Genomic DNA, 18,307 nt, shown 5'->3' with positions numbered 1-18,307 from the left:
GGTCGGTCTCGTCGGTCAGCCGAGGGCGCGCAGCCGCCCGGCGAGATCGCTGGCGAAGAAGTCGAGGAAGCCGTCCGGGTCCGGGCCGGCGTTCTGCAGCACGATGTGGTCGAAGCCGGCCGCGACGTAGCTGCGGACCTTCGCCACGTGCGGCTCCGGGTCCGGGCCGACCGAGAAGAGCTGCCGGATGTGCTTCTCCTCCACGTAGGAGCTGGCCGCGTCGAAGTTCACCGGGTTGGGCAGCTCGCTCATCACCTTCCAGCCGGTGACCAGCCAGCGGCTGGTCTGCAGGACCGCCTGGACCGCCTGTCGCTCGTCGGTGGCCCACGCGATCGGCGCCTCGGCGTAGCGTGGACCCTGCCCGCCGGCGGCCCGGTACCGCTCGACGATCGCGGGCTCCGGCTCGGTGGCGAAGAGCCCGTCGCCGAGTTCCGCCGCCAGGGTCGCCGACTCGTGCCCGCTGGCCGCGACCGCGATCACCGGCAGCGTCTCCGGCAGGTCGAAGACCCGGGCGTCCTCCAGTTGCAGGTGCCGGCCCTCGTACGACTGGTAGCCGCCCTGCCAGAGCAGTCTGATGATCTCCAGCCCCTCGCGCAGCCGTTCGTGCCGGCCCCGGACACTGGGAAATCCCTGCCCCACCACGTGCTCGTTGAGGCGTTCGCCCGCGCCGATGCCGAGGGTGAACCGTCCGTCGGAGATCAGGGCCACGGTCGCCGCGGCCTGCGCGATGATCGCCGGGTGGTAGCGGACGGTGGGGCAGGTGACCCCGGTGGCCAGGCCGATCGTGCTGGTCTGCGCCGCGATCGAGCCGAGCAGGCTCCAGGTGAACGCGGAGTGCCCCTGCGTGTCGAGCCAGGGGTGGTAGTGGTCGCTCATCTCCACGAAGTCGAAGCCGACCTGCTCCGCGCGGACGGCCTGCCGGATGATCTCCTTCGGCCCGAAGCCCTCCGTGGCCAGCTTGTAGCCGATCTGCATGCGCTGACTCCCTCTCCCGTACCGACGCCGGCGCAGCAGCCCTTCCCGGCACCCACCCCGACAAACGCCGCTCACCCGACGAGCCCAGCCTCCTAGGACGCCTGCGGGTTGTGATCCGGTCACTGGACAGGCGGCGGCCGCCATCGGGCGGCCCGGGCCGGGCGGTCCGGGACGGGCGGTCCGGCCCGGGCGGTCGATCGGGGACGCGGGTCGGCCCGCGCCCCGGGGGTTGGGCGCGGGCCGACGCGGGATGGTCCTACTTGGAGGGCTGGGGGAGCTCGCAGTCGATCTTCGGGTTGGCCCCGATGTAGTTCAGCGGACCGGCGACGATGGTGACGAGGATGGTGCCGGCCTCCGCGCAGTTGGTGTCGTCGCCGCTGTAGTAGCCGCGCTGACCGGCGGCGATGGCACCGATGATCAGCCAGATCACGACGATGACTCCGAGTATCGAGGTGCCGCGCATGGGTTGCCTCCTGAGGTGTGGTGGGTTCGAGGTGCAGGCGATGTACCCAATCGCGTCGAACGGCTAACGGCGACCACGATCGACCACCCGGGGTCGGCCGTCCGGATGGCCACCTTCGATCCGGTGGTACGGCGAGGATCGTCCGGGCGTACCGGGTCGCGCCCGCCGACTATCGGATCGAGGACCGACCCGGCCACCGGCCGCCGTCGCGGACGTAGAACTGGCCTCACGGCACCCGCCGAGGAGGATTCATGGACGTCCGGACACCGCAGCTCTACATCGACGGTCCCGCGGACCTGGCCGCGGCGGCCCGCGCGCTGGCTGGTGGCGCGGTCGTCGCGGCGGCCTTCGCGAACTTCTACGTCATCGTCACCCGCCCCGACGCGGACACCGTGCGGAAGGTCAACCTGGCCAAGGGCCGGCCGGTGGACCAGGTAGGCAGCATCACCGCCCCGGCGCACCGGATCCCGGACATGTTCGACTGGTCCCGGATCTCCCCCCGACTGCCCGAGCGGCGGGTACGACAGCTGATGGACGCCCTCTACGGCGCCGGTCCCTTCGGCTTCCGGGGCCCGGCCGCCGACCGGCTGCCCGACCACCTCACCCAGCACGACCGGGGCGTCCGCACCACCCAGGTGATCGCCCCCGGAGCGGCCTGCCCGTCGAACGCCTTCTTCGAGCGGGCGGTGGCCGAGACGGGGGTGGACCACCTCTACATCACCTCGGCGAACCGCTCCCGGCACCTGACCGGGGCGGCCGAGGAGCCGGCGCACTGGAAGGTGGGCCCGCTCGCCGCCGATTTCACCCACCTGCCCGACCTGGTCGTGCTCGCCCACCGCGACGAGGCGGCCGCCCGCGCCGCGTACCCGGCCTACCTGCCGACCTCGGTGACGCTGCTCTCGTTCCACCTGCCGGAGGGGGAGTGGGAGGAGCCGCCGGTGCTCATCGTGGACCGGCACGGCTCGCTGCACGTCGACGAGGTACGCCGGGCCGCCGCGCCGCTCGGGCTCCAGGTGCGTCTGGGCGCCGGCGCCGGCGAGCGGCTGCGCGTGCGGGGGTACGCCGGGGCGCTGGTGTGAGCGGTTACCGGATCGGCCTGGTGGTACCCAGCTCGAACACCACCATGGAGACCGAGATCCCGGCGATGCTGCGCCGGCGCGAGGCGGTCGATCCCGGCGTCACCTTCACCACCCACGCCAGCCGGGTGCGGCTGCACCACGTGACGGCGACGGAGCTGGCCCGGATGAACCGGACCAGCGGTCGCTGCGCCGAGGAGCTGGCCGACGCCCGGTGCGACGTGCTCGCGTACGCCTGCCTGGTGGCGGTGATGGCGGACGGCGCCGGGGCGCATGACCGGGCCGAGCGGCGGCTGGCTCGGGCGGCCGGTCGGGCCGGGCACCCGATGCCCGTGGTGACCAGCGCCGGCGCGCTGGTGGCCGGGCTGCGGGCGTTGGGCGCGCGGCGGATCGCCATGATCGCGCCGTACCTGCCGCCGCTGACCGCCACCGTCGTCGGCTACCTCGCCGGGTACGGGATCGAGGTGACCCGGGCGGTGAGCCTCGCCGAGCCGGACAACGTGGCGGTGGGCCGGATCCCGGCGCAGCGGCTGGTGGCCCTGGCCGACGGGCTCGACCTGACCGACGTGGACGCGATCGTGCTCTCCGCCTGCGTCCAGATGCCGTCGCTGGCGGCGGTGCCGCAGGTGGAGGCGCGCCTCGGCCGGCCGGTGCTGACCGCGGCCACTGCCACGGTGCACCAGCTGCTCACCGGCCTCGGGCTCGCGCCGTACGTGCCGGACGCCGGACGGTTGCTGGCCGGCCCGCGCTGACCATGCGGGTCTCCCGCAGGCGCGGTACGCGTGCGCGGGCCGCTCGCGCGTGCGGTCAGTGCGGCGGGGCGGGCGCCTCGGGCGGGCGGCCCCAGCTGCGCCGGGCGTCGGCGACCGCCACTCCGGCCAGCACCAGCATGGCGCCGAGCGCGCTGAACACCGGTCGCAGGAACATCACGCCCGGGGAGATGGTGAGCAGGGCCAGCAGCCCGCCGGGGCGGGAGACCGAGACCCGGCTGAACACCTCGTACTCGAACGCGGCCCGGCCGATCAGAAAGAGCGCCGGGCCGCCGAGGATGACCGCCACCCAGGCCGGTGGCGTACGCCCGGTCGACTCGTGCAGGATCAGGTCGAAGCCGGCGGCCGTGGTGACCACCCCGGCGACCATCACCAGGTGGGTGAAGGGTGCGGTGTTCAGGAACGCGCTCGGCGCCCGGGAGGTGGCGATGGCCTTCGGCAGCAGCTCGCCGGACTTGTGCACGTAGATCCGCCAGAGCAGCAGGGTGGTGGCGAAGGCGATCACGAACGAGGCGATGTTCTCCAGCTCGGAGTGCGCCAGGCTGAACATGGTGCCGATGGTCAGGATGGCGTCGCCCAGGGCGATGATGAAGAACTGCTGGTAGCGCTCGGAGAGGTGTTCGGCGGTGACGTTGCGCTGCGCGGTGGGCACCACGCCGAGCCCGGGCACCGGGTAGGCGAGCCGGAAACCGGTGTAGTCGATGGCGAGCGCGAACGCCCACCAGGCCACCCTGGCATTGTCGGAGACGTAGGCGCCGATGATCCAGGGCACCGCCGAGACGGCGAACCAGATGAAGATCCGGGCGGCCCGGCGTTGGGTCTGCGGCTCGTGTCGCACCGTGGGCATCAGGAAGAGCCCTCGGCCGAGGTGGATCACCACGTAGGTGCCGGCGAAGACCAGGCCGCGCGCGCCGAAGGCCTCCGGGATCGCGGTGGTCATCAGCAGCGCGCCGACCATCACCGCCATGATCAGCAGCTTGATCTCGGTACGTTCCGGGTTGTACATGTCGGTGACCAGGGTGGTGATGGCCCAGGTCCACCAGAGGGCGGCGAGCAGGATGAGCGCCTGCGCGGCCTTGTACCAGTCGAGTCCCTCGACCAGGCCGCGGGAGATGAGCGCGAGCGCGACCACGTAGACCAGGTCGAAGAAGAGTTCGAGCAGGGTCACCCGGCGGGGGGCGTCCGGGTCGCGGATCGGCGCGCGGTGCCGCTGCGGGGCCGGTTCCGGCGTGGCGGTCGGCACGGGCTGCTCCCGGGTACCAGGTCGGCTCGGCGGGCCTTGGGCCTCTTTACCGACCGACGGTAGCGAGAGCGGCAGTGAGCCGTGCCGGATATGCCGGTTTGCCGATGACCCGGCGCGGTGCCGGAGAAATCGGCCGCGCCCGATGGTCCGGGTCGTCGCGCGGGCGTCGACGGCGCGGCCGACTCCGTGCCGCCGTCGCGGGCACGCCGCGGTGGCGGCACGGAGTCGTGTCGGGTCAGGCCTGGTCCGGGCCGCCCGCCGTCGGCAGCGCCGCGACCACCTCGTCCGGGGCGCCGGCGAGCACCTTGGCCTGCTGCGGCCAGGTGGCCAGACCGGGCGCGGCCCGCAGACCGGCACCGCGGATGAGTTCGCGCAGGCCGGCCTCGTCCAGCTCGGCCAGCTGCCGGTAGGTCCGCACCCCGGCTTCCTGCAACGCCGCGGCCATCTTCGGCCCGACGCCCTGGATCCGGCGGAAGTCGTCGACCTCCACGGCGGCCGCCGCGACCGGGCGTACCGGCGGGGTGGCGACCGCCGGCCGCGGTGCCGGTGCGGCCGGCTCCGGGTCGCCGGCGGCCTCGTCCGTGCCGCCGGCGGGCTCCGCCGCGGCCGCGACCGGCTCGTCCCCCGGGCTGGCCGGCACCGGAGTCTCGGCCGCGACGGGCTCCTCGACCGCGCTGACCGGCGCCGGAATGTCGGCCGCGACCGGCTCGTCCGCCGGGCTGGCCGGCGCCGGAGCGTCGGCGGCGACCGGCTCGGCCACCTCGGTGGACGCGGCGACCGGCTCGGCCGGCTGCTCCACGGCGGGCGCGGGCTGCGTCGCGCCGGTGGGCCCGGTCGACGGCTCGTCGGAGGCGGCCGGCGCGTCCGGGGTGGTCCGCTCGGCCACCGGCACGGGTCGCGGCGCGATCACCGGGGTCGGCTCCGGGTCGCCGGTGAGGGCCATGTCGGCCGGGTCGACGTCGGACGCCGGGCCGTCGTGCGCCGGGCTCACCACGGCGGACTCGGTGATCGTGTCCACCGGGGCCGGCGGGTCGGCGACCGCGCTCGGCGCCGGATCGACCGTCGCCGGCGCCTGCCCCGGGTCGCTGACGGCCGCCGGCTCCGGCGACGCCAGCACAGCGGTCCCGGCCACCGGATCACCGTCCGTGATGGACGAACCGCGCGTCCGTGCGTCCTGCCGGCCGCGCAGCAGCCAGCCGGCCGCCAGGCCCAGCAGCAGGGCCAGTACCACTATCAAGAAGTGCCCGAAGGACCACGCCACGGCAGACCTCCCTCTCACCTCGTCGGAAAAGTCATGAGAAAAACCCGCCGCAGCTTCGCATATGCGCGACCGGTTCGACAGGCAGGATCCACCTTGTGCCACCCAGGTGGGACGGGAGGCACCGGCGGTGCGCGACAAGCGACGGAGGGTGGCGATGGCACGCCGGCGAGCGGACACGCCGACGACCCCGGCGCCCGTCGGGCGCCGGGGTCGGACGGCCGGGGTCAGTCCTCCTCGCCCCGGTAGGTGTAGAAGTCGTCGACGAACTTGCGCCGCAGCGGCGGTACCCGGCTGGTGACGCCGAAGTAGCCGCGTGCGCCGAGCAGCGCGAGCCGGCCGACGACCGGCTTGTACATCCGGTCGTCGCCGTTGGTGCCGCTGCGGTTCAGCGAGTCCGCGACCCGGGCGAAGCCGTAGGGCACCATCACCGCCTCGTAGTCCGCGACGGCCTGGAGCAGGGTCTTGTCGCCGGCCGCGGCGAGCCGAACCTGCCGGCAGAGCAGGGCGGCGTCGCGCAGCGCCGTGTTCGCGCCCACCCCGCGACCCGGTGTCATGGTGTGGATGGCGTCGCCGAGCAGGGTGACCGTGCTGCTCTTCCAGGGCGGCACCGGCTCGGAGGTGCTGACCCGGATCGGCAGCGCGCTGGCCGGGTCGCTGCGGGCCAGCAGCTCGCGCAGGTGCGGATGCCAGTTGGTGGTGAGTTCCAGTGCGAGCTGCACCAGCTCCTCGCCCCGGCGCTGCATCACGTCGGGCGGAAACCGGCGGGCGGTGCTCCAGATGATCAGGTTGATGTTGTCGCGGGTCGGGTCGTGGGCGAGCCCGGGCCACCGGTCGAGCAGGGCGGCGTCGGCCTCGCCGACCCCCGGCTTGAGCCGACCGTCACCGTCCCACTTGAACTCCATCACGTGCAGCACGCCCATCATTCCGCCGACGCCGAAGATCAGCGAGATGCCGCGTTGGAGCCGCTCCGGCAGGAGCGCGCGGGTCTGCGCGGTGAGCGGGATCCGGGTGGCGATGTTGATCGTGCCCGCGTCCCGGGTGACCGCGTGCGGCAGGTACTGACGGCGGACCGCCGAGTGCGTGCCGTCGGCGGCGACCAGCAGGTCGCCGGTGGTGCTGCTGCCGTCGGCGAAGTACGCGGTGACCGTGCCGTCGTCGTGCTGCTCGTAACGGGTGAAGGTCTTGCCGAAGTGGACCACGTCCTCCATGCCGGTGAGCAGGACCTGGCGCAGGGTCATCCGGGCCACCGAGCGCTCGGTGTCGACCGGGTGGGTGTCCGGGCGCAGCTCGAACGACGCGGTCTGCCGCATCCGCTGGGTGATGACGTTGAACCAGCGGGGCGAGCGGGCGCAGGTGGCGAGATAGACGTCGAAGAGCTCCGGCGGCAGGCACTCGCGCAGCGCCCGGCTGCCGGTCGGGCCGATGCCGACCCGGTAACCGAGCAACCCGTCGACGCGGGTGTCGTACCGCTCGTAGACGGCGACGCTGATCCCGGCCCGGCGCAGTCCGTGCGCCAGGCACATCCCGCCGGTGCCGGCGCCGATGACGATGACGTGCGGGGGTCTGGCGGACATGGCGTTTCCTCAGCCCGCGGCGCGGGGCGCGGGCAGGGGCAGGGCGTCCCAGCGGTAGAAGCAGCCGGCGATCGCGTCCCGCGGTGAGCGCCAGGTCGGCAGGTAGGGCGAGGTGTGCGCGGAGAGTCGCTCGTTGACCTGCTGGTAGAGCGGATGGTTGCGCGCCTCGGCCAGCGCCTCCGGGTCGATCTCGGCGGTCTCCATCAGATGGATGCACACGTCGTGCAGGCAGTACAGCGACCGGTGGGTCACCCCGGTCAGGCCGGGCAGTTCGGTCGAGTCGGACTCGGCGAAGATCTGGGCCACTCGGCCCTCCGCGCCAGGGACGATCCTGCTGACGATCAGTAGACGGCTCATCGGACCCCTTCCGCCGGTGGTACCTCTGTGGGACCACGGGACTGCTGTGCGGCCCACCGTGCCCGCCCGGCTGTCACCTCCCCGTCACGCGTTGCGTCGCGACGGTGACGCCGGTCGAGCCGGGCCGGTCGGGGCGCGGCCGGGATGCCCGGGGGAGCGGCGTGGGGTGCCGGCGCTGTCGCGGCTGGCCCGCCGGATCGGGGCGAGGGTCTCGTCGAGCAGCGCGCACATCGCCGGGGAGGGCTCCAGCCGCAGCTCGCGCAGGAGCAGGTCGCGGTAGACGTAGAAGGCGTGCACCGCCTCGAAGGCGTTGCCCTCGGCCAGATGGATGCGGACCACCAACCGGTGCGGTGTCTCGCGCAGCGGTTCGGCGGCCATCGCCTCCAGCGCGGCCTCCAGCGCCTCGCCGTGCCGGCCCGCCGCCAGGTGCTGGCCGGCCACCTGTTCCAGCATGTGCAGACGCAGTTGGCGCAGCCGCTCCCGGTCCAGCAGGACCCAGTCGTCGTACCAGCCGGGGAGCAGGTCGTGCCGGCCGGCGGCGAGCGCGCCGGCCGCCGTCCGCGGGTCGTCGCCGTCGCGTACCCGGGCGGCCGTGCCGACCAGTTCGTCCACGTCGAGCCAGACCGCCGGGTCGAGACGGACGGTGTCGGTGCTGACGGCGAGGGGGCAGCACGGGTCCTGCCGCAGCCGCCAGAGGGCGGTACGCAGTGACGACAGCGCCCGCTCCTCCGGCGCCTCGGGCCAGAGCAGCCCGGCCAGTTGGCTGCGGGTGGCACCGGGGCGCAGCCCGATCAGCGCGATCACCCGTTGCAGCCCGCGGGGCACCTCGACGGGGGCCTCGCCGTGCAGCAACTGGAAGCCGCCGAGCAGGCGTAGTGACACCTCGGTGCCGGGTCGGCGCCCGGACGTCGGCATGGACGGATCAGCGGCCACGCAGCACCCCCTGTGGAACGCTTGTCCCGACTGTCTGCTGTGTCCCCGGCGCGGCTGTTCGCGACGTCGGCGTCGCCGTCGCCGCTACGCCGAAGGCGCGGCGCCGCGCCCGGGCCGCCGGGCTGACCGTGATGAAGATTATCAATAACGGTCACTCTGGGTCAACGCAGTTGCGTCCCCGATGACTTCTGCAAGGCAACCGTGAGAACGCCTCTGAACTGCTCATATTTGCCGATGGGACGATCCGCCGGTCAGCTGACGCATAGCCCGCGCACAGCTTGCGTCAACGCAGCGTCACCGATCAGCGTCGTCGGTGGATCGCCCCTGGTGACGCCGCCGTGACGAGCGGCGCGCATCGTGGCGGGCAGTCGTCCGGCTCGTGCGGCACCGTCTCTCGGCGCCGCACGCCGTGGGGGGAGGCCCGTCCATGGACCGATCGCTCATCGTCGCGAAGGTGGTCCCGAGCGCCGAGGCTCGGGTCGCCGAGATCTTCGCCGACTCCGACGCCACCGAGCTGCCGCAGCTGGCCGGGGTCCGGCACCGGTCGCTGTACCGGCTGCACGACCTGTACGTGCACCTGCTGGAGACCGAACTGCCGGGGGAGGGGGCGGTGGAGGCCGCGCGCAGTCACCCGGAGTTCGAGCGGATCAGTGCCCGACTGCGGCCGTACATCTCGCCGTACTCCCCGGACTGGCGTTCGCCGCGCGACGCCATGGCCCGCTGCTTCTACCGCTTCGACGCCTCCGCGCCGGTCGGGCGGCGGTCGTGACCGCCACCGCACCGCGCGAGGAGCAGCTCTGGTCCCGCTGCGCCGGCTGCGCCACCCTGCTGTACCGCAAGCGACTGCGGCGCAACCTGGACGTCTGCCCCGAGTGCGGGGTGCACGCCCGGCTCGGGGCGCCCGACCGGGTACGGCAGCTGGTCGACCCGGGATCGTTCCAACCGCTGCCCGACCGGCTCGCCGACCTGGACCCGATCGACTTCGTCGACGTGCTGCCGTATCCGCACCGGCTCACCGCGGCCCGGGCCGGCACCGGCCTGACCGAGGCGGTGCTCTGCGGCACCGCGGCCATGGGCGGGCACCCGGCGGTCCTCGCGGTGATGGACTTCCGCTTCCTCGGCGGCAGCCTGGGCTGCGCGGTCGGCGAGCTGATCACCCGGGCCGCCGAGCGCGCCCTGGACGACCGGGTGCCGCTGGTCCTGGTCACCGCCTCCGGCGGCGCCCGGATGCAGGAGGGTGCGCTGTCGCTGATGCAGATGGCCACGGTCAGTCAGGCCATCGCCGCGTTGCGCGAGGCGGGACTGCTCACCGTCAGCGTCCTCACCGATCCCACGTACGGCGGGGTCGCCGCCTCGTTCGCCACCAACACCGACGTGGTGGTGGCCGAGAGCGGTGCCCGGATGGGCTTCGCCGGCCCCCGGGTGATCCGGCAGGTCACCGGCCGGGCCCTGCCGGAGGGCTTTCAGACCGCGGACTTCCTGCTCCGGCACGGCCAGGTCGACATGGTGGTGCCCCGGCGCTCCCTGCGCGGGCGGCTGGTCGCCCTGCTGGCGGCGGCCCAGGGCGGGCGGCGACCGGTGGCCCGCCCCGCGGTGCCCCGCCAGCAGCCGGCGCCGCCGGCCGGCGTCGGCACCGTCGCGCAGAACCCGGTCGACGGCCCGACCAGCGAGCCCGGCTCGACCGACGCCGATCCCTGGGCGACGGTACGCCTGGCCCGGCACCCGGGTCGACCGACCACCCTCGACTACCTGGAGCACGCCTTCGACGGCTTCGTCGAGCTGCACGGCGACCGGCTCGGCGGCGACTGCCCGGCCGTGGTCGGCGGCGTGGCTCGCCTCGACGGCCGGTCGGTCATGGTGATCGGCCACCAGAAGGGGCACACCACCGCCGAGCTGGTCGCCCGCAACTTCGGCATGGCCAGCCCGGCCGGGCACCGCAAGGCGCTGCGGTTGGCGCGGCTGGCCGCCCGCCTCGGCCTGCCGGTGATCACCCTGGTGGACACCCCGGGTGCCGACCCCGGCGTCGGCGCCGAGGAGCAGGGGCAGGCGGCGGCCATCGCGGAGAACATCCTCGCCCTCACCGTGCTCCCCACCCCGGTCCTCGCGGTGATCACCGGTGAGGGAGGCAGCGGCGGGGCACTGGCCCTGGCGGTGGCCGACCGGGTGCTGATGCTCGAGCACGCCGTCTACTCGGTGATCAGCCCGGAGGGCTGCGCGGCGATCCTCTGGCCGGACCGCTCAGCGGCCCCCCAGGCGGCCCGCGCGCTGCGGCTGACCGCGCCGGACCTGCACCGCCTCGGTGTGGTGGACGACATCGTGCCGGAGCCGCCGGGTGCCGCCCACGCCGACCCGGAGGCGGTGGCACGGACGCTGCGTGACGCGGTGCTCGGTGCGCTGCTGCCGCTGCTCGACGTGCCAGCGGCGACCCTGGTGCGCCGCCGCCGCCAACGCTTCCGGCGCTTCGGCGCGGCCCGCGCCGGCCTCCGGGCGGGTGCCCGGTGAGCGCCGGCGCGGCCCGGCCCCCGACGGCGCCGGCGGCAATCGAGCGCGCCGGCGACGCGGCCGACGGGACGGACGCGGTGCTGGCCGGACTGCGCCGGCACGCCCAGCACCTGGTGGCCGAGCTGGCCGGCCCGGTCCGGCGGGTGCGGCTGCGCAGCGGCGAGACCGTGCTGGAGGTGGAGTGGCACGGCAGTGCCGCCCCGAGCGGTGCCACCGCCGAGGAACCGCCGCCGGAGTCCCGGCCCGCCCCCGCGGCCGGCGCCGACGGCCCGGAGCCGGAGACTCGCCCGGTGGTCCGGTCACCGATCGTCGGCACGTTCTACCGCGCGCCGGAGCCGGGGGCCGCGCCGTTCGTGGCCGTCGGCGACGTGCTCCGGCCGGGCCAGGTGGTCGGGATCGTCGAGGCGATGAAGCTGATGAACGAGGTCACCACCGACCGGGGCGGCCGGGTGGCCGCGGTGCTGGCCGATGACGGCCAGCCCGTGGAGTACGACCAGCCGCTGGTCGCGCTGGAACCGGCCTGAGGTGGTGCGGGATGTTCGAGAAGGTGTTGATCGCCAACCGGGGTGAGATCGCGCTGCGGGTGCTGCGCGCCTGCCGCGAGCTCGGAGTCCGTACCGCGGTGGTCTACTCCGCGGCGGACGCCGACTCGGCCGCGGTCCGCCTCGCCGACCAGGCCGTCCGGATCGGACCGGCGGCCAGCCGCCGCAGCTACCTCAACGCCGCCGCGATCGTCGAGGCGGCCCGGCAGGTCGGCGCCCAGGCGGTGCACCCGGGCTACGGGTTCCTCTCCGAGGACGCCGACTTCGCCGAGATCTGCGCCGAGAACGGACTGACCTTCATCGGCCCGCCGCCGTCGGTGATGGCCGCGCTGGCCGACAAGTCCTCCGCCCGGGCCCTGATGCGCCGGGCCGGCCTGCCGCTGCCGGCGGGCAGCGTGGAGCCGGTGCCCACGGCGGCCGCGGCGGCCGAGGTGGCCGCGGAGATCGGCTACCCGGTGATCGTGAAGGCGGCGGCCGGGGGCGGTGGCCGGGGCATGACCGTGGTCTGGTCCGCGGCGGAGCTGCCCCGGGCGTACGCGAAGACCCGGGCGGCCGCGCAGGCCGTGTTCGGTGACGACCGGGTCTACGTCGAGCGCTACCTGACCGAGGCCCGGCACGTCGAGGTGCAGGTGCTCTGCGACGGGCACGGCAACGGGGTGCACCTGGGCACCCGGGACTGCTCGGTGCAGCGGCGGCACCAGAAGCTCATCGAGGAGGCGCCCGCCCCGGCGCTACCCGCCGGCGTCCTCGACTCGATCGCCGAGACCGCGCTGCGCGGCGCGCTGGAGGTCGGCTTCACCGGCGCCGGCACGCTGGAGTTCCTGGTCGACGCCGAGGAGCGGTTCCACTTCCTGGAGATCAACTGCCGGATCCAGGTGGAGCACCCGGTCACCGAGATGATCACCGGAATCGACCTGGTGCACGAGCAGCTGCACATCGCCGCCGGGGTGCCGCTGCGCTGGCGGCAGGACGAGATCCGGCTGCACGGGGTAGCGGTGGAGTGCCGGGTCAACGTGGAGGATCCGGAGCGCGGCTTCGCGCCCACCCCGGGTCGGTTGGAGCGGTTCCTGCCGCCCGGTGGCCCGTTCACCCGGGTGGACACGCACGGCCGGCCTGGGTACGTGGTGGGCCCGCACTACGACTCGCTGCTGGCCAAGGTGGCCGTCTGGGCGCCGGACCGCGAGCTGGCGCTGAACCGGCTGGAACGCGCGCTCGACGAGTTCGACGTGGCCGGGCCGGGCGTGCGGACCACCATTCCGTTCGTCCGGCGGGTGCTCGACGACGCCGGGTTCCGCAAGGGCCGCTACACCACCGGGCTGGTCGACCGGCTGCTCGCCGCCGGCGAGCACACCGCGACCACGAGCCGGGCCGGCGCGCCGGCCGCGACCACGAGCGACACCGGCGAGCACACCGCGACGGTCCACCCCACCGTCGCGCCTGCACCACCGCCGGCCCCGCCGGTGACCGCCACCCGTCCGCCGGCCACGGCCGGATCGTCCGCACGAAACAGGAGGACCCGATGACCGTCACCCAAGGCCAACCGCTGACCGCCGAGATCACCGACATCCTGGTGGCGCACTGCGGGTTGGACGCCGAGGCCGCCGCCCGCGCGCCGGCCGCCTCCCTGGAGGAACTCGGCCTGGACTCCCTCGCGCTGCTCGAACTCTCCGCGGTCGTCGCCGACCGGTGGCGGGTGCAGATCCCCGAGCAGGCCGCGCAGCTGAGCATCCCGGCCGTGGCCAACCTGGTCGCCCGGCGCTCGGCGCAACCGGGGCACACCGAGAACAGCATCGTGATCGCCGCGCCGCTGCCGCTGGTCTGGGAGATCACCAACGACGTGCCGAACTGGACCGAGCTGTTCACGGAGTACGCCGTGGTGGAGATCCTGCATCGGGCCGGGAACACGGTGCGCTTCCGGCTCACCATGCACCCGGACGAGAACGGGGTGTCCTGGAGCTGGGTGAGCGAACGCGTCGCCGACCCGATCGCCCGGCAGGTGCACGCACACCGGGTGGAGACCGGGCCGTTCGAGTACATGCGGATCCACTGGCGCTACACCGAGGAGCCCGAGGGCACCCGGATGACCTGGGTGCAGGACTTCGCGATGAAGCCGACCGCGCCGGTGGACAACGTCGGGATGACCGAGCGGATCAACGCCAACAGTGCGGTGCAGCTCGCGGTGATCAAGGAGCGGATCGAACGCCGGGTGCAGACCGGCGAGGCCGTGCCGGTCGGCGGGGCGACGGGAGCCGGCGATGAGTGAGCAGACCCTGCCCCTGATCGCCGCCCGGGACGTGCCGGCGGACCGGCGGCGCGGCGGCGAGCTGCGGGTGCTGCTCGGCCCGCGCACCGTCGGCAGCACCTCCGGTTTCATGGGGGTGGCCGCGTTGCAGCCGGGGGAGCGGATCGCCGAGCACTACCACCCCTACAGCGAGGAGTTCCTCTACGTGGCCCGGGGTGAGATCACCGTGGACCTGGACGACCGGCCGGTGCCGCTGGCCGCCGGGGAGGCGCTCTTCGTGCCGATCAACGTGCGGCACCGGCTGCGCAACACCGGCGACGAGCCGGCCGAGGTGGTCTTCCATCTCGGACCTCTCGCGCCCCGGCCGGACCTGGGCCACGTCGACACCGAGCTGGTCGAGCGGGGCGCGTCGTGACCGGGCGCCGCACGGTGGTGACCGGGATCGGCGTGGTCGCCCCGGGCGGCGCCACCCGGGACCGGTTCTGGAAGTCGATCACCGAGGGGCGGACGGCGACGCGGCGGATCACCTTCTTCGACCCGTCGCCGTTCCGGTCCCGGATCGCCGCGGAGTGCGACTTCGACCCGGTCGCCGCCGGGATCACCGAGGTTGAGCTGCGGCGCTCCGACCGCTACGTGCAGTTCGCGCTGGCCTGCGCCGACGAGGCGATCGCCGACGCCGGCCTGGTGCTCACCGACGCCGAGCGGGACCGCGCCGGGGTGGTGCTCGGCACCGCGGTCGGCGGCACCATGGCGCTGGAGCAGCAGTACGTCGCGGTCAGCGACGCCGGCCGCCGGTGGCTGGTCGACCCGGCCCGCGGCGGGCCCTACCTCTACCAGGCGTTGGTGCCCAGCAGCCTCGCCGCCGACGTGGCCTGCCGGCACGGCCTGCACGGCCCGGCTCAGGTGGTCTCCACCGGCTGCACCTCCGGGATCGACGCGATCGGGTACGCCCACCAGCTGATCGCCGACGGCGAGGCGGACGTGGTGCTCGCCGGCGCGGCGGACTCGCCGATCTCGCCGGTCACCGTCGCCTCGTTCGACGCGATCAAGGCGACCAGCCCGGACAACGACGACCCCGCGCACGCCTCCCGCCCGTTCGACGCCGACCGGCACGGCTTCGTGCTCGCCGAGGGCGCGGCGGTGCTGGTGCTGGAGGAGGCCGAGCGCGCCCGGCGGCGCGGCGCGCACATCTACTGCGAGGTCGCCGGGTACGCCAGCCACAGCAACGGCTACCACATGACCGGGCTGCGACCGGACGGGGTGGAGATGGCACTGGCCATCTCCGCGACGCTGCGGCAGGCCCGGCTCGCCCCGGAACAGGTCTCCTACATCAGCGCGCACGGCTCCGGCACCCGCCAGAACGACCGGCACGAGACCGCCGCGTTCAAACGGGCGCTCGGCGACGCGGCGTACCGGGTGCCGGTCAGCTCGATCAAGTCGATGGTCGGGCACTCGCTCGGCGCGATCGGCTCGATCGAGATGGCCGCCTGCGCGCTGGCCATCGAGTTCGGGGTGGTGCCGCCGACCGCCAACTGGAGCACCCGGGATCCGGAGTGCGACCTGGACTACGTGCCGAACGAGGCGCGGGAGCTGCCGGTCGACGTCGCCCTCTCGGTGGGCAGCGGGTTCGGCGGCTTCCAGTCCGCGATGATCTTCCGCCGGCTGCCCGGGGCGGTGGCCGCGTGACCGCCCGAGCGGTGGTCACCGGGATCGGGGTGGTCGCACCGAGCGGCATCGGCGCGGCGGCGCACTGGCGTACGGTGCTCGCCGGCACCCGGCGCACCGGGCCGATCACGCTGTTCGACCCGGCCGGCTACCCGACCCGGTTCGGCGGCGAGGTGACCGGGTTCGAGGCCACCGGATACGCGGCGAGCCGCCAACTCGTGCAGACCGACCGGTGGACGCACCTCGGGTTCGCCGCCACCCGGCTGGCGCTGGCCGACGCCGGACTGCCCGAGCAGGCCCCCGACCCGTACGGCTACGCGGTCACCCTGGCCAGTTCCTCCGGCGGCAACCTGTTCGGCCAGCGGGAGCTGCAACGGCTCTGGGGTGGCCCGTCGCGCACCGTCGGGGCGTACCAGTCGATCGCCTGGTTCTACGCGGCCAGCGTCGGCCAGCTCTCCATCCACCACCAGTTCAAGGGGCCGTGCGGGGTGCTGGTCAGCGAGGCGGCCGGCGGACTGGACAGCCTGGCGCACGCGGTCCGCTCGGTGCGCCGGGGCACCCCGGTGGTGATCGCCGGGGCGACCGAGTGCCCGCTGAGCCCGTACGCCCTGGCCTGCCAGCTGAGCTCCGGCCTGCTCAGCGACGTCGCGGACCCGGAGCGGGCGTACCGGCCGTTCGACGCCGGGGCGAGCGGCTACCTGCCGGCCGAGGGCGGGGCGGTCTTCGTGGTGGAGGAGCTGGGGCACGCGCTGGCCCGTGGCGCGCGGGTCTACGGCGAGCTGACCGGTTGGGGTGCGACCCACGACGCGGCGCACACCGGCCCGCAGACCGCCGGCGACCCGATCCAGTACGCCCGGGCGATGCGGCTGGCCCTGGACCGGGCCGGCGTCGGCGCGGACACGGTGGACCTGGTGCTGCCCGACGCGCTGGGCGTGCCCCGCTACGACCGTACCGAGGCCACCGCGCTGCGGTCGGTCTTCGGCGACCGGCCGCCCCCGGTGAGCACCGCGAAGCCACTCACCGGCCGCGCCCACCAGGGCGGCGCCGCGCTGGACGTGGCCACCGCGCTGCTCGCCTTCCGGCACGACACGCTGCCCGCCTCGGCGGGCCCGGACGAGGTGGCCGACGGCTGCGAGCTGGACTTCCTGCGCGAGCACCGACGGCCGCGCAGCCGGGTCGCGCTGGTCTGCGCCCGGGGTTTCGACGGCTTCAACAGCGCGCTGGTGCTGCGCGGGGCGGCACCGTCGAGGGAGGACGAAGATGGCTGACGAACAGCGGGCCCGGGTGGTGTTCCTGGTACGGGTGCCGGCGGAGCGCACCGCCGCGTTCCTGGCGGCGTACGAGGCGATCCGGCATCAGGTGGCCGGCGGGGTGCCGGGGCACCTGGTGGACCAGGTGTGCCGCTCGTCGGCCGACCCGGAGCAGTGGTTGATCACCAGCGAGTGGGCGAGGCTGGCCGACTTCGAGGCCTGGGAGCGCAGCCCGGAGCACCGCGAGCTGGTCCGGCCGATGCGGGAGTGCTTCACCGACGCCCGGTCGCTTCGCTTCCACATCCACGCCCAGACCCCGGCGTTGGCCTGACCGGGCGGTCTCGGGGGTGGGCGCGACTCAGCGGCTCAGGGCGACCTCGGCCAGGTAGACGCAGGTGCGTCCCTCGTGTGAGGAGTAGTAGCTGACCCACAGCAGGTCGTCGTGCCAGACCAGACCGGGGTAGCTGGTGTCGCCACCGGACGGCAGGGCGACCAGTTCGGTCAGCTCGCCCCGCTCGGCGTCGACGGCGCAGATCGCGGTGCGTACCGGGTCGTCGAGCAGTCGTACCCCGGCGAGCAGCCGGCCGTCCGGCAGCCGGAGCAGGGCCGGCCCTCCCACCTGGACGCCCAGGTCGGTCCACTCCCAGTCGCGGTACGGGGGGCGGGCCCGGCCGAGCTGGGCGGTGGCGGTCTCCCGGTCCCGGCGCAGCAGGCAGGTGGCGGTGCCGTCCGGGTCGAAGACCAGCCCCGACTCGTTCGGGTAGCCGCCGGCGAACAGGGTCGGCGCCACCGGGTGCAGGTCGAGGCCGTCGCCGCTGCGGTAGAGCCGGACGAAGCGCGGCTCTCGGGTGGCGTAGCCGACGCCGTACATGGCGCCGTCGTGCCAGGCCGCGCGCCACACCCAGACGTCCGGCTCACCGACCGGCGTCGGATCGCCCCAGCCGCGCCCGTCCCGGGAGAGCCAGGCGACGCTCCGGAACTTCTTGGTGGCCTCGCCGGTCGCGGCGGCGGCGAGCAGTTGCAGCCGACCGTCGGGGCGCGACACGAAGCGCGGGTCGCGCAGGTCGGTGTCGTCGCGGCGCAGCACCGCCGCGGAGCTCCAGGACCGGCCGTCCGGGGAGCTGAGCACCCGGATCACCCCGTCGCCGGAGACGTGCGTGCTGCCCTCGCGGAACGCGCAGAACCACCCGCCCTCGTGCCGGACCAGGTCGGTGAAGGCGTTGTGCGGCGCGCTGTCGCCGATCCGGCGCACCGCCGTGACCTGGACGTCGGTGCTGCGGCCGATCGGTGACAAGGTCATGCGCGGCGGCCTCCTGGGGCGTCCGGTCCGGCCGATCACGCTACGGCGCGCGACCGTACGCCCGGGCGGCCCCGCGGCGAACGGCCGGCGAACATCCGGGAACCGCCCGCCGGGAAGGTCACGGCGGGCGACCTCCCGACGCCGGCCGCGCGCC

19 protein-coding genes are annotated in these 18,307 nt (G+C 74.4%); 11 read left to right on the top strand and 8 right to left on the bottom strand.

Going from position 1 to position 18,307, the window contains the following annotated elements:
• Nucleotides 1–15: 15 nt before the first annotated feature.
• Nucleotides 16–975, bottom strand: coding sequence for a TIGR03557 family F420-dependent LLM class oxidoreductase (locus tag ACIBBA_RS21365; protein WP_396699603.1), 960 nt, complete (start codon nucleotides 973–975; stop codon nucleotides 16–18).
• Between the two features lie 256 nt (nucleotides 976–1,231).
• Nucleotides 1,232–1,438 (bottom strand): hypothetical protein, encoded by a 207-nt coding sequence (locus ACIBBA_RS21360; RefSeq protein WP_350876335.1) that lies wholly within the window; start codon nucleotides 1,436–1,438, stop codon nucleotides 1,232–1,234.
• A 251-nt stretch (nucleotides 1,439–1,689) separates the two neighbouring features.
• Between ACIBBA_RS21360 and ACIBBA_RS21355 the strand changes: the two genes are divergently transcribed.
• Together ACIBBA_RS21355 and ACIBBA_RS21350 are read left to right on the top strand one after the other, a co-directional pair.
• The gene (locus ACIBBA_RS21355) at nucleotides 1,690–2,517 is read left to right on the top strand and encodes a hypothetical protein (protein ID WP_396699601.1); all 828 of its coding nucleotides are present in this window, start codon (nucleotides 1,690–1,692) and stop codon (nucleotides 2,515–2,517) included.
• Nucleotides 2,514–3,266: an Asp/Glu racemase gene (locus ACIBBA_RS21350; protein ID WP_396699599.1), complete on the top strand. Its 753-nt coding sequence runs from the start codon at nucleotides 2,514–2,516 to the stop codon at nucleotides 3,264–3,266. Before ACIBBA_RS21355 ends, ACIBBA_RS21350 begins: the two co-directional genes overlap by 4 nt.
• Nucleotides 3,267–3,321: 55 nt before the next feature.
• On the opposite strand, the gene ACIBBA_RS21345 is transcribed toward ACIBBA_RS21350, so the two are convergent.
• The 5 genes from ACIBBA_RS21345 to ACIBBA_RS21325 all read right to left on the bottom strand — a co-directional run bounded on the left by ACIBBA_RS21345 (nucleotide 3,322) and on the right by ACIBBA_RS21325 (nucleotide 8,652).
• Nucleotides 3,322–4,527: a low temperature requirement protein A gene (locus ACIBBA_RS21345; RefSeq protein WP_396699597.1), complete on the bottom strand. Its 1,206-nt coding sequence runs from the start codon at nucleotides 4,525–4,527 to the stop codon at nucleotides 3,322–3,324.
• A 235-nt stretch (nucleotides 4,528–4,762) separates the two neighbouring features.
• Nucleotides 4,763–5,788 carry a hypothetical protein gene (locus ACIBBA_RS21340; RefSeq protein WP_396699595.1) on the bottom strand — a complete coding sequence of 342 codons (1,026 nt, stop codon included), beginning with the start codon at nucleotides 5,786–5,788 and terminating at the stop codon, nucleotides 4,763–4,765.
• A gap of 224 nt (nucleotides 5,789–6,012) precedes the next feature.
• Nucleotides 6,013–7,362: an FAD-dependent oxidoreductase gene (locus tag ACIBBA_RS21335; protein WP_396699593.1), complete on the bottom strand. Its 1,350-nt coding sequence runs from the start codon at nucleotides 7,360–7,362 to the stop codon at nucleotides 6,013–6,015.
• Nucleotides 7,363–7,371: 9 nt separating this feature from the next.
• Complete coding sequence (locus tag ACIBBA_RS21330) at nucleotides 7,372–7,719, bottom strand: TcmI family type II polyketide cyclase (RefSeq protein WP_357059098.1); 348 nt, start codon at nucleotides 7,717–7,719, stop codon at nucleotides 7,372–7,374.
• 84 nt (nucleotides 7,720–7,803) lie between these two features.
• Nucleotides 7,804–8,652, bottom strand: coding sequence for a BTAD domain-containing putative transcriptional regulator (locus tag ACIBBA_RS21325; protein WP_396699591.1), 849 nt, complete (start codon nucleotides 8,650–8,652; stop codon nucleotides 7,804–7,806).
• Between the two features lie 427 nt (nucleotides 8,653–9,079).
• Here ACIBBA_RS21325 and ACIBBA_RS21320 point away from each other — a divergent pair, with 427 nt between their 5' ends.
• The 9 genes from ACIBBA_RS21320 to ACIBBA_RS21280 are packed head-to-tail and all read left to right on the top strand — an operon-like array spanning nucleotide 9,080 to nucleotide 17,184.
• Nucleotides 9,080–9,421, top strand: a complete 342-nt coding sequence (locus ACIBBA_RS21320) for a TcmI family type II polyketide cyclase (RefSeq protein ID WP_357059092.1) — start codon at nucleotides 9,080–9,082, stop codon at nucleotides 9,419–9,421.
• Nucleotides 9,418–11,154, top strand: a complete 1,737-nt coding sequence (locus ACIBBA_RS21315) for an acetyl-CoA carboxylase carboxyltransferase subunit alpha (protein WP_396699589.1) — start codon at nucleotides 9,418–9,420, stop codon at nucleotides 11,152–11,154. The genes ACIBBA_RS21320 and ACIBBA_RS21315 overlap by 4 nt, the downstream gene beginning before the upstream one ends.
• Nucleotides 11,151–11,678, top strand: coding sequence for an acetyl-CoA carboxylase biotin carboxyl carrier protein (gene accB, locus ACIBBA_RS21310; RefSeq protein WP_396699587.1), 528 nt, complete (start codon nucleotides 11,151–11,153; stop codon nucleotides 11,676–11,678). The genes ACIBBA_RS21315 and accB overlap by 4 nt, the downstream gene beginning before the upstream one ends.
• Nucleotides 11,679–11,689: 11 nt before the next feature.
• Complete coding sequence (locus ACIBBA_RS21305) at nucleotides 11,690–13,219, top strand: acetyl/propionyl/methylcrotonyl-CoA carboxylase subunit alpha (RefSeq protein ID WP_396699585.1); 1,530 nt, start codon at nucleotides 11,690–11,692, stop codon at nucleotides 13,217–13,219.
• Nucleotides 13,216–13,959 (top strand): SRPBCC family protein, encoded by a 744-nt coding sequence (locus ACIBBA_RS21300; protein WP_396699583.1) that lies wholly within the window; start codon nucleotides 13,216–13,218, stop codon nucleotides 13,957–13,959. Before ACIBBA_RS21305 ends, ACIBBA_RS21300 begins: the two co-directional genes overlap by 4 nt.
• Nucleotides 13,952–14,353, top strand: a complete 402-nt coding sequence (locus tag ACIBBA_RS21295; protein WP_350876311.1) for a cupin domain-containing protein — start codon at nucleotides 13,952–13,954, stop codon at nucleotides 14,351–14,353. Before ACIBBA_RS21300 ends, ACIBBA_RS21295 begins: the two co-directional genes overlap by 8 nt.
• Nucleotides 14,350–15,624: a beta-ketoacyl-[acyl-carrier-protein] synthase family protein gene (locus ACIBBA_RS21290; RefSeq protein ID WP_396699581.1), complete on the top strand. Its 1,275-nt coding sequence runs from the start codon at nucleotides 14,350–14,352 to the stop codon at nucleotides 15,622–15,624. Before ACIBBA_RS21295 ends, ACIBBA_RS21290 begins: the two co-directional genes overlap by 4 nt.
• Complete coding sequence (locus tag ACIBBA_RS21285; RefSeq protein WP_396699579.1) at nucleotides 15,621–16,871, top strand: beta-ketoacyl synthase N-terminal-like domain-containing protein; 1,251 nt, start codon at nucleotides 15,621–15,623, stop codon at nucleotides 16,869–16,871. Before ACIBBA_RS21290 ends, ACIBBA_RS21285 begins: the two co-directional genes overlap by 4 nt.
• Entirely contained in the window at nucleotides 16,864–17,184 is a 321-nt protein-coding gene (locus ACIBBA_RS21280) for an antibiotic biosynthesis monooxygenase family protein (protein WP_357059065.1), read from the top strand. Before ACIBBA_RS21285 ends, ACIBBA_RS21280 begins: the two co-directional genes overlap by 8 nt.
• Nucleotides 17,185–17,211: 27 nt before the next feature.
• Here the strand turns inward: ACIBBA_RS21280 and ACIBBA_RS21275 are convergent, their stop codons facing one another.
• Nucleotides 17,212–18,153, bottom strand: coding sequence for a sialidase family protein (locus ACIBBA_RS21275; RefSeq protein WP_396699576.1), 942 nt, complete (start codon nucleotides 18,151–18,153; stop codon nucleotides 17,212–17,214).
• Nucleotides 18,154–18,307 lie beyond the last annotated feature (154 nt).

Source organism: Micromonospora sp. NPDC051006, assembly GCF_044456245.1.
Taxonomy (GTDB): Bacteria; Actinomycetota; Actinomycetes; order Mycobacteriales; family Micromonosporaceae; genus Micromonospora.
Note: the sequence above shows the minus strand (reverse complement) of the source record. Positions and strands in the feature narration are given on the sequence as shown.